Source organism: Chlorobium ferrooxidans DSM 13031 (assembly GCF_000168715.1).
Lineage (GTDB): Bacteria > Bacteroidota > Chlorobiia > Chlorobiales > Chlorobiaceae > Chlorobium > Chlorobium ferrooxidans.
In genome coordinates, this window is sequence record NZ_AASE01000025.1 from 17,771 (window position 1) to 28,262 (window position 10,492).

8 protein-coding genes and 1 pseudogene are annotated in these 10,492 nt (G+C 44.0%); 7 read left to right on the forward strand and 2 right to left on the reverse strand.

What is annotated here, in order from left to right:
- Positions 1-90: 90 nt before the first annotated feature.
- From CFERDRAFT_RS10085 to CFERDRAFT_RS10095, 3 genes are all read left to right on the forward strand, one after another.
- Positions 91-960: a UbiA family prenyltransferase gene (locus CFERDRAFT_RS10085; RefSeq protein ID WP_006367138.1), complete on the forward strand. Its 870-nt coding sequence runs from the start codon at positions 91-93 to the stop codon at positions 958-960.
- A 211-nt stretch (positions 961-1,171) separates the two neighbouring features.
- Positions 1,172-1,573, forward strand: coding sequence for a hypothetical protein (locus tag CFERDRAFT_RS10090; RefSeq protein WP_006367145.1), 402 nt, complete (start codon positions 1,172-1,174; stop codon positions 1,571-1,573).
- A gap of 160 nt (positions 1,574-1,733) precedes the next feature.
- Positions 1,734-2,858, forward strand: coding sequence for a radical SAM/SPASM domain-containing protein (locus CFERDRAFT_RS10095; RefSeq protein WP_006367139.1), 1,125 nt, complete (start codon positions 1,734-1,736; stop codon positions 2,856-2,858).
- A gap of 138 nt (positions 2,859-2,996) precedes the next feature.
- Here the strand turns inward: CFERDRAFT_RS10095 and CFERDRAFT_RS10100 are convergent, their stop codons facing one another.
- Complete coding sequence (locus CFERDRAFT_RS10100; RefSeq protein WP_040433714.1) at positions 2,997-3,383, reverse strand: type II TA system antitoxin MqsA family protein; 387 nt, start codon at positions 3,381-3,383, stop codon at positions 2,997-2,999.
- 727 nt (positions 3,384-4,110) lie between these two features.
- Between CFERDRAFT_RS10100 and CFERDRAFT_RS10105 the strand changes: the two genes are divergently transcribed.
- The 4 genes and pseudogenes from CFERDRAFT_RS10105 to CFERDRAFT_RS12730 form a co-directional block, all read left to right on the forward strand.
- A complete protein-coding gene (locus tag CFERDRAFT_RS10105) occupies positions 4,111-5,586 on the forward strand; it encodes a hypothetical protein (protein ID WP_006367140.1) in 1,476 nt (491 codons plus the stop codon).
- 511 nt (positions 5,587-6,097) lie between these two features.
- Positions 6,098-6,376 (forward strand): type II toxin-antitoxin system TacA family antitoxin, encoded by a 279-nt coding sequence (locus CFERDRAFT_RS10110; RefSeq protein WP_006367141.1) that lies wholly within the window; start codon positions 6,098-6,100, stop codon positions 6,374-6,376.
- The gene (locus tag CFERDRAFT_RS10115) at positions 6,373-6,900 is read left to right on the forward strand and encodes a GNAT family N-acetyltransferase (protein ID WP_006367142.1); all 528 of its coding nucleotides are present in this window, start codon (positions 6,373-6,375) and stop codon (positions 6,898-6,900) included. Before CFERDRAFT_RS10110 ends, CFERDRAFT_RS10115 begins: the two co-directional genes overlap by 4 nt.
- A 272-nt stretch (positions 6,901-7,172) precedes the next feature.
- A pseudogene (locus tag CFERDRAFT_RS12730) lies at positions 7,173-7,319 on the forward strand (IS110 family transposase); the annotation flags it as partial.
- A 451-nt stretch (positions 7,320-7,770) separates the two neighbouring features.
- Here CFERDRAFT_RS12730 and CFERDRAFT_RS10120 read toward each other — a convergent pair.
- On the reverse strand, positions 7,771-10,492 hold a 2,722-nt coding region (locus CFERDRAFT_RS10120), incomplete at its 5' end, for a TrlF family AAA-like ATPase (protein WP_156778064.1).

Sequence of the window (10,492 nt, forward strand, 5' to 3'; positions counted from 1 at the left end):
AACGGAATAAACCGGAAAAGACTTTGAGATAAAAAGTGTCCTGCTGATAAACATACCCGAAGATCGGATAATGGGAAGGGGGCTGAAAACATGCCAAACTATTTCTTCAGAAACAAACTGCATCTCTCGGTGCTCTCCTCGCTCGGGGCCGCAAGCTGGTCGGTCTATTTCAATATCCCGGTTAATGGATGGGCTGTGCTGACTGTCTTTATCCTCACCTTTTCAATCTATCAGGACAACCGGCTCACCGATGACGTCGAAGATGCTGCAAATGATCCGGAAGGGCTGAAAAATGCGCAGAAAAACGAGGCGTTTATCACCTACATAACATCCTGGATGCTTCCCGTTGTTGCTCTCGTTATCTCCCTGCAATTCGGTTCTGCGGCACTCTGGACAACGGCACTCATCATCCTCATCGGATTTCTCTATAACCACAAATGCTTCCCCGCCACTCTCTCCCGTCGCCTGAAAGGAGCACGACGGCTGAAGGATATCTATGTTGTCAAAAATCTTACCCCTCCCCTCGACTGGGCAACCGCAATCATCTTTCTCCCCCTCTTTTTTGAGGGTCAGCCGATTACACCGAAAGCCTGGATTTGCTGGGGATATCTCTTTATCTGCGCATTCTTTATTGAAGTTATGTGGGATATGCGCGACCGCCGGGGCGATCTCTCAAGCGGCATCAAAACCATAGCCAACACCTTCTCCTTTCTGCATACCAAACAGTTCCTCATCATCACAAGCGTGATCTCCGGAGCCATCCTCTTCACCTTTACCTTCACGAAATTTCTTCCGGGATCAACCTATTTCCTGCTCGCAAACAACGCGGCCGTGATCGTCATCGCAAGTTTGTACAATGAGAAGAGAGAGGCCTTCATGCGCAAAATCAGCGACGTCACCATCCTCCTCGCCACCGTCCTCTTCCTCTCCTTCGGCCTGATCGCCTTCTATTCGAGGTAGCCCCGATCACCATCCAGACCTTCCGTTTCCTCATGCTTTACGAGGCCATCCGGTGTATTAATAATTGTTATTCAGCGTATAATATGGTAACTTTTGAAGTTTTCAACTACTTCATCAGCCAACGCAGTTAGACCTCAAAGAAAGAGAGAGAGGAGGTGCTCACGACAAAAAGAACGGAATAGATGACTCCATACCTCCCGGTTTATTCAGGATGAGCATCAGCCATCTCAACAGACAGGGGAAGCACACTCAAAGTGGTAATCAGCAATTTTCATCATCAGCAATGCAAAAGGAGGAAAATATGCAACTCATTTTTAAACAGTGGCTTAGCGGAATACGGGCAGATTTTTGGCTGCCAAAAGAAAAATTGATCGGAGAGTTCATCGCAAAAAATAAAATCCCGGCTCTTGAAAAGATATCCAATGCAGTTTTAGAGGAGCATACAAGAGATCTTGCCGGAGTATTGAAACCTGTCGGTGCAAAAATCACGATCGATAAAATCAAAAACTGGCCGGGCGGCTTGAAAACCCCCACCTGCACTACAAAGGTGATCTCTATGTACTTAATGATGCACAGTGGAAAAAATTCACAACGCCACTCCTGGAGGAGTTGAGCACCAAACTGACGACAGGGCCATCGATCTCCTTTGATGGACTTGTTGATGCTCACGCAATCAAATAATGGCACCCACAAGGTAGTGCTGTTTTACTCAGAGCAGTGGCAGTGCCTGGCAACACTGCCATTGCTTTTTTTCCACTCATCCTGCGATCCAAATGAAATACACGATAGCGGTTACGCAACAATGCAACCTTGGATGCAGTTACTGTTACATATCGAGCAACAGAGAGGTGATGAGTCCGGCAACTGCCGACAGGATCATTGAATTCATGTTTCGTCATACGCCGGAAGATGAAACAATCGAGATTGGTTTTTTTGGCGGTGAACCCATGCTGGAGTTTGACCTGATTAAAACAATATCAAGTCGGATCCGGAGTCACCGTGGCTATAATCCGGACAAGGTCAATTTTTTTATTGTCAGCAATGGCACGATTTTCTCGGACGCCATAGCCGATGAACTTGTTCGCCTGCAACTCCCTTTTGGTATAAGCTGTGATGGCCCTCCTCATATCCAGGACTCTTCAAGAGTGTTCAGGGATGGCAGAGGAAGCTCAACCGTGGTTGAAAAGAACATTCGCCACGCGCTTCGCTCTTTTCCTTTTTTACCCGTTAATGCCGTCTACACGCCAAACACCCTGCAAAACCTGCCGGAGGTGATCGATTACTTTTACGCACTCGGAGTCAGAGTCATCTATCTCAACCCTGATATTTCTGCACGATGGACAAGGGAGCACGCCGAAATGCTTCCGGAACTCTACCGCGCTGTCGGAGAAAAATATATCGACTACTACAAGCAGGAAACACCCTGTTATATCAGTATGATCGACAGCAAGGTTACGGTTATCATGAGAGGCGGCTATCAACCTCTTGAGAAATGCAGAATGGGCAAGGGGGAGTTTGCGTTTGCTCCATCAGGCAATGTCTACCCCTGTGAACGTCTTATCGGCAGTGATAACGGAGTGACCCATTGCCTTGGCAATATCAACAACAGTAACCTGACTCAGGTGAAATGCAGTCATGATGCCTCACAAATCGCCAACGGGATCTGCCCTGCATGCGAATTGAACCAGTACTGTATGAACTGGTGCGGCTGTACAAACTACTTTGCAACAGGAGACTACAACGCTCCGGGAGCATTTCTCTGCGCCTCTGAAAAAGCCTCAATTGGAGTTGCTCTGGAGGTTATCAATACACTCGGAAATGAAGGAATCCCCTTTTCAGATCACCTTGCAGGAACCCCGCTCATGAGCATTATCGGCGAGAGTGTACTTAAAGGATAAGCCGATTTAAGCGAAAGCAATCACCCCCGAATGCTTTTGAGAAAGTTCTAACTGACCCTCTCCTTAGGCCTGGTCGTCTTCAATTCACGATAACCCCATTCACCATCCAGACCGCCCACTTTTGCCGCCGCAAACCGGTCACATTTCCGAAAGTAAATTCGGATGGCGGTCAATGAGTTTCAAAAGCTTTACCAGTGGTACAGGCGGGCGGCTTTCACCCCTCTCATATCTGGAAAAGGCCATTTTCCCGACACCAAAGAGAGATGCAAGCTCTGCCTGTGAAAGATTGAGTTTTTTACGAATGCGGCGAATGTCTGCCCCGACATCACCCTTCACGGTACGGATCAATCCCTCCTGCGCCTCCGTGTACCGTCGATAGCTCTCTTCGTCCCAAACTCCTTCACCACAACGCGAACAGAACGCTCCCCGCATTGCGTGCAAGGTTAACGATTGCCCTCCATAAGCAAGTGTTTCATCAAGAACTTTATCAACCATCTCTGAATGGCCGCACACAGGACATGTCATCATAACCTCACATCATTTTGCACCTCGGTCAATCCCATAGACAAGCCCCCACGCAATGCAGTTACAGTAAACGGTCGGGTGCTTTTGTCGGCAACAACAGCTTTAACCGTGGCGAGGCTGTAATGTGGTGTTCGCTTCTCCAATTCACCATATTTTTATATCAATATGTATAATTTAATCAATTTGGCTAATTCAGCAAAAGCGCTATAACGATCATCTGAATTCTGCAAATCCTGATCTGTCGAACGCTGACTATTACTATCCTCTGTGTGATAATGGGAGTCTACCCACAACGTTCTCCACTCTCACTTCATGGTAAGAATCGGAAGGTAAATACAGAAAATCATGATCGTCCCCGCCTCCACTTGAATTACTTGGGGACATCCTGTACTGAAAGCAGATGCTTATCGAAGTGTTTGTATGTTATTTATAGCAGTATTTATTTTGTGCCTAGAAAATATTTCGCTAAAATTTCAGTAAAATCATAACAAAGCAAGATAGGCCATGGAATCACATAAACCGGTCACTTGCCATACATTCCGGCGCTCACGCGTCAGGCTATCCAGCGTCTACAACGGACAGCCTCCCCGCGAGCGAGCTCGCGTGAACGTCAGCCGCTGATCCTTAGCAGCATAATGCATAAGGAAGCTCCGATGAAAGGATATATACCAGCCATAGCCGCCGTAAGTGTAAGAGATCAATCCAATTTAACTAAGGAGGCAGTGTCATGCTTAATCCCGCAACAACCATGCAACCATGGGAACAAGGTGGTCTCCAGGCAAGAGATGCGTTCATCGCTGAATTTCTCGCCATTTCAAGCGAACAGTTCATCACTCAGGAAGGTGGATTTGTGAAGGGTGACCCCATTCAAGCCTATAACCAAGGAGCCATTCCCGACTGCAACGGAAACAATGCGGGTCATAACTACATGGTTTACGCACTTCCAGCGCCTAAGGAACAGGGGGCGATCAATACCATTAGCGCAGCTGATGACAATGATCCAAAAACCTTTGGTCTCTGGACGAGTTACCGGCTGCGCCAGGACGAGGTTATCGTCTTCATTGGCCAGACCCCTCCGAAAGTGGATTACTACAGTTACCGCAGTTTCTTATACAATCGCTTCTACAAGGAAAAATGCAAGCGTTGCATTCTCTTTGTCAGCCTTGGCGACACCATTAATAACATGCGGATCAAGCTGTCATCGCCTGCCCCCGGTTCACCAGTCATTATCATCACCGGGGCCAATGAAGCGAGTTGTCGATTAGTGGTAAAGGACCTGATCAAGAGCATAAGCAAAGCAAATCCTTTCAATGATCCGGCGACGTTGGAAAAAAGCATCAACTTTGACCGTATTCCCCTGGATTTGGTCAGGATGGGTCTCAAAATTCAGGATGACGAATTTTTTTATCTTAACCGAGTCGGTAATTTTGTTAACGAGAGCGAGGGAGATGATTACCTTAAAAACGAGAACGGAAAATACGGCCGGGTATTTCGCTTGACCCCGATAAAACAATGGGAGCCGAAGGCCTTTGTCGGAGCTGAAAATCTCATTCCACGTGGCTCCGGTAAAAACCTCGAATTTCAGTACTCCAATGCACTGATCGAACTTCGGAGCCAAATTCTGAAGCGCCACTTCGACAAAATCGCCCGCGATATAGAAACTAAGGTGTGGCTGTTTGACAGCTTTGATGCGCTACAACGCGGGATTGATCTGCTCGGTGAAAGCCGTGATACCTCATACTTGGAGACCGACCCTTTCCTGCTTGCCAACTGTGGCGATGCAGGGGATTTTGCTATTGTCTACGGACTAAATCATGCAAGTTGCGGGACCTCGACCTATTCGAACTTCGGTGTCTACGACTGTTCCACCGAGGCTGGAGTGGTCGGGAAGAGTTCATCCCATAAAAGTTATTCCGGATTGGCCGCGGAATATCTGAATGGGACCGCATTTGCCCACCTGGCCCATCTTTTCTATGTTTGGAAAATTGGCCGCTTTGAACCCGCCAATCAGAATCATGGTTATCTGCAAGTCCCCTTTGTCGTCCGCAACAACGGTGTTTTCTCGGAACGCGCCGAGATAATCCCACTGGAACAGGAGATGAAATTTGGCTTCAGGGCCTACCTTGATCCTCGCACCGGTATCGGCCCAGCCTGGTGGGAGATGCTCTACGACCGGGCGATCGTTTTCAAATCATCGCGTTGAAAATACAGGAGGGGATGGAAGATGCGATGCCTGCGTTTTTCGCCATCGGCACATCTACTAAAACGCAAAAGCAGGGGCTGGCATTGTGTCTGGCGGGAGTAGCGCTTTACTGCCTGTCATACGGAGCGCTGATTATTTTTCCTAAGAGTCTCTGACCAGTATGATCAGTTTCGTTGCGACTGCTTACACAACCGGTTTTTTGACTGATCGGGATTGGATTGCTCGGTGAGAAAGCCTATGTCCCGGCGAACTTGCGCTATCGTCCTTTTATATCGCTCCTGCGGTTATTTTCCTCATCCTTCACACTACGCACGCTGTTGTCGTATATCAGTGCATGGTAAGAATCGGAAGGTAAATACAGAAAATCATGAACGTCCCCTCCACGTAGTACATGAGGATTTCGAGCACCACCCAACGCAGTAATCGGGTTTCGGAATAAATAAATAGAGGTGCCCATCAAACAAAGCACTATCTTTATGTACGCATTCAATACACACAAAATAAAACTGATATGCCCCGGATTCCGGTAAATAGTAATGAGCGGCTCTCATTGCGCATAGCAGCAGCAGACAAATCTCTTCTGATGCGTGCTGCGGCACTTGAGGGAAAGGATTTAACCGAGTTTATCACACGAACCGTTGTTTCTGCCGCACAAAAAGTAATCGACGAGAACGAACGAATAGAGCTTACAGCGCGTGACAGCATGATCGTTCTGAATCTGCTTGAAGATCCTCCAGCTCCAAATGCAAAGCTCATAGCGGCGGCATTCGCCCTGCCCAAACGATCATGACTCTCCCTGCCTGGCACGAAGAACCGATCTCAAAACAGCATGATCGGGCAGCTTTTGATTGCGGTGACGATGCGCTCAATGAGTTCCTGCTTCGCCATGCCAGAAACAGTCACGACAAAGGTGGAGCCAAAACTTTTCTGGCTGTGGATGACTCTGCCGAAAAGAAGATTCTTGGATTCTACAGCCTGAGCCCGGCTTCTGTTGCTTACAGGAACACCCCGATGGTTGTCAAACGGGGATTGGCCCGGCATGATATTCCGGTATTCAGACTTGGTCGTTTAGCTGTTGATCGATCTGTTCAGGGTATGGGGTTAGGCGGGCAGTTGCTGCTTGCTGCAGGCCGACGCTGCATTCTTGCATCTTTACAGGTTGGAGGAGTCGCGCTCCTCATTGACGCCAAAAATGATCGGGTTGCAAAATGGTACGCCAGCTTCGGAGCTATGCCTCTGCTGGATGCACCACACTCTCTCTTGCTGCCACTCAAAACCATCTATGCAGCACTCAATTCCGCCGGAAAGCTCTGAACACGTGAGACTAAAGTGAACCGACTTCAGCCCATCGAAAGATTACCAGTACGACGCCTAAACTCTTTCTGGTCTTCATCATCGGAAAAAAATTGCACCACGCGCTATCCCTCGGATAATCAAATGATGCGATGTTCCCAGCGAATCAAGTCTCGCTCCTCTCGGCATTTCCGCTCCTCAGAAATTAGGCTGACAGAATATGGGCTATGAGTAATAAAAGAGTATACAAATACTTCTTCTCTTATTAAACAACGTCCCGGAGTCGCACATAGTTTGCAAGCAAACTACAGGGCAGAGAACGTGAAAAAGGGATCTATATGGTCGTACGGGTGAAACTGGCAGCAAAGATGCTGGTAATAGCCTGGACTTTAATGAAGAAAAAAGAGATGTTTGCCTATGATCAGCTAAACAACAGCTGACAAACAGCTGAAAAGACTGGGATTCGGAGGGAGTGCCTGTTCATACGAACGTTGAGGCTATGACCTCGTGCGGGACACTTAGGGCCTCTCACTCGAATCTCGTAACCTGGACAAAGGATGCTTGACAGCTGTTCATCAGCATGTCGGATACCAGATAACGATAAGGTACGAGATTCTACAGAAGTGAGCAACCCGCCTCTTTTTTTCGTGCTGTACATTGCACTGGTGGGGCTATTGTGTAAACGGTAAAACTTTGTATTTGGTAGTTTCAATATAGAATGTCCCCTAGTGGTTACGTATGCGGTGATGGTATATCAGCGAAGTTTTTGACGGTTCGTGCCGGACAGAGGGCCGCCAGTATCTCACTCTCTATCCCGCTGATAATCACATGATGCAATGTTCCCTAGGATGTCCGCTATGAGGAGAGATACTCCTTACCGCTGAATATTATTTATCTTGTCAGATTATATCGTTTAGACCTCATTTCAAAAGCATATTTTCCCCCTTCCATCACATCGCATATTTCTTTTTTAATTGATACTTGTTCAACTGTCCCTGTATGCAATATTTTTAATTGCTTACTTTCAGTATCCATTGAAATAATATATTCAGCATCCCCATTTACAGGAACATTTGCATTGTGAGTTACAACAATTAACTGTCTTTTCTCTTTCGCTTGTTTCAATCTGTCAACAATTAATTCATATACCAATCTGTTGTCTAAATCATCTTCAGGTTGGTCAAGAATTAACGGAAGTCTTCCATATGATAAAATAAATGTTAATATTGCTGTTGTTTTCTGTCCTGCTGATGCTGACGAAAGTGATTTAAATGAAGCATTTGGAGTTGGTTTGTACTGAACTTCAATTTCGTCCTCTGGTAACATTAAATCCAACTCATCTATTTGTGCATCATTTAAAGATTTGACAAGCTTCACAAAATAGCCTGTAACAATTGAACTCGTATCTTCATTAGCTCTGATTTTATGGATAACACTCCTAACTTCCTTGATTTTTCGTTCAACATTACCATCAAAACAAATTTTGATAAGAGCATCAATATCTGATTCAAACAAACTATCTCTTTGTATGATTTTTCTTATTTGGTATTCAAAATCTGTTTTATTTCGAAAGGGCTTAATATTTACCTTGACTTTATCTCCCATTGCAATACCTTGAAAGAATTCCCGCCTTTTATTTGTAATATCTTTACTAAAACGTAGATATTCATTTTGAAGATCGTCTCGCTCTCTTTTATCTTCCTCTCTGATTTCCGCCTTACTATTTATCTCATCCAGCTTGTCTTCAAGATCAATTTTTTCCTGAGAAAATCTCTCATAACTTGAAATTTCATCTATTCCTTCTTTTTCAAGTTCTTCTTTCTTTTGATTAAAGTCTTTTATGTTCTTATTTAAGTCTGCTTTCCATTTAGAGCTACTAACTGAAGCCTTAAAGTTCGTTTTAAGCTGTCCGGCGTCTTCATTTAACTTTTGTAAGACTGTTTTTATTTTTACTAACCCATCTTTTACGGTTTTTATAGATTGCTCCAATGCTTCCTTATGTGTTGGATCAAAGGCTGATAAATCAATATCATCAATTTCAATACTTTCAGCGAATTCCTTAAGTAGATTTTCTCTTTCTTCGATTTGTGAATGAAAACCATTTATAAGATTATTTTCATTTAAATATTTTTCTTTTGCTGTTAGTAAGTCGGCAATTCCACTTTTTTGTAGTTTCTTGATGTTGGCATCTAGGTCTTTAATTCTTGTTTCTATTTTACCTTTACCCGCCAATAATACATCTACCGTTCTTATTGAAGCAGATTTCTCTAAAAATAAACTTCTTATGTGCGCCCTGTCTGCTTTTACCTTTTCAAGACCTTCAATTGCTTTGTCAATTCTCTCTCTTAAAGCATTTGGCTCTTGTGCAATTTCATATATCTGCTTTTGAGAATAATGCTCATACTCAAAAAAGTCAATATAGCCTTCATCAGTTACATGCTCCCAAACCCCTGCGTTATTCAGCTTTTCAATATTGATTTTTTGCTTTGATGAATTAGTGATTTCGGAAGCAACTATCCTATGCAAAACATCATTTCTAACAAATTCAACTTCGATTACTGACGTTTCAGTTAAAACACCCTTCTTGGGTCTACCTGATTCTCTTTTGTAAAAATCACTATGGTCATTTAAAATTTCATTCAACTCTTGAAGATCGGCAGTATGATTGAAAACACCACGAATAAATCTTAATATACTAGACTTTCCACTTCCTCTACCACCTATTAATGTATTTAATTGTGGGCTGAAATCAATCTTTAATGGTGTTGACGTGTCAGTAATTGTTGTATTTGAAATAGAGATTGATTTTAGCCAAAGTTCTGGTTTTTTATATGGAGTTGTCGAGCAATTAAATTCATTTTTTACACGATAATCAGGCAATAGAAACGCTTGCCTCAAACCTTCTAGTGACGGCGTTTCGTCCATTTTAATCCAGGTATAGTGAGTACCTATTCCCCAAAGACCATGCTTTGAATCTTTGTAATCATGAGGATTGTCAGAAAATGTAAGTAATGCTAAATTATTTTCTATCGCAAATTTAACTGGTGTAAACCATTCCTTAATAGTCGAATCATCTATTGATGGATTAGGATTGTTGTAATAATCATTCAACAGTTCTTTCAATTGGATATTTCCTGTCGTTTGAAGTGACGCATTTAGAAATTCCTTGTGAATAACCTGAACAGCGTTTATATCACATTCAGTATAAAACTTCTTTAAGTTGCCGACACTTATAGAGGCAAGGCCATTGTATTCGTCTATATGTGCAGGTATAACAATAGCTCCGTCCGTTTTAGCTAATTCCGCGATATCAAAAATGCTTTTTGTTGTAGCTGCTTCTTGTTCCCCAAAATCTTCTACACGAATATCAGCACGAACCAAAAAATCTCTTATATCAGCCGATGTTTTGTCAACATTAAAAATAATTAAAAGGTGTATTTTTGAGGTATCGCAAGTAATTTCAACACCTGGAAATACAGTTAAACGTGTTCCCTCGGCAGCTTTTTTTATATCATCTATCGAAATACCTGTATTGTGGTTGGTAACAGCAACGCAATCCAAGCATTGTTCAATTGCTCTTCTCACCCATTGTTCGGCAGTTACACCTTTATCA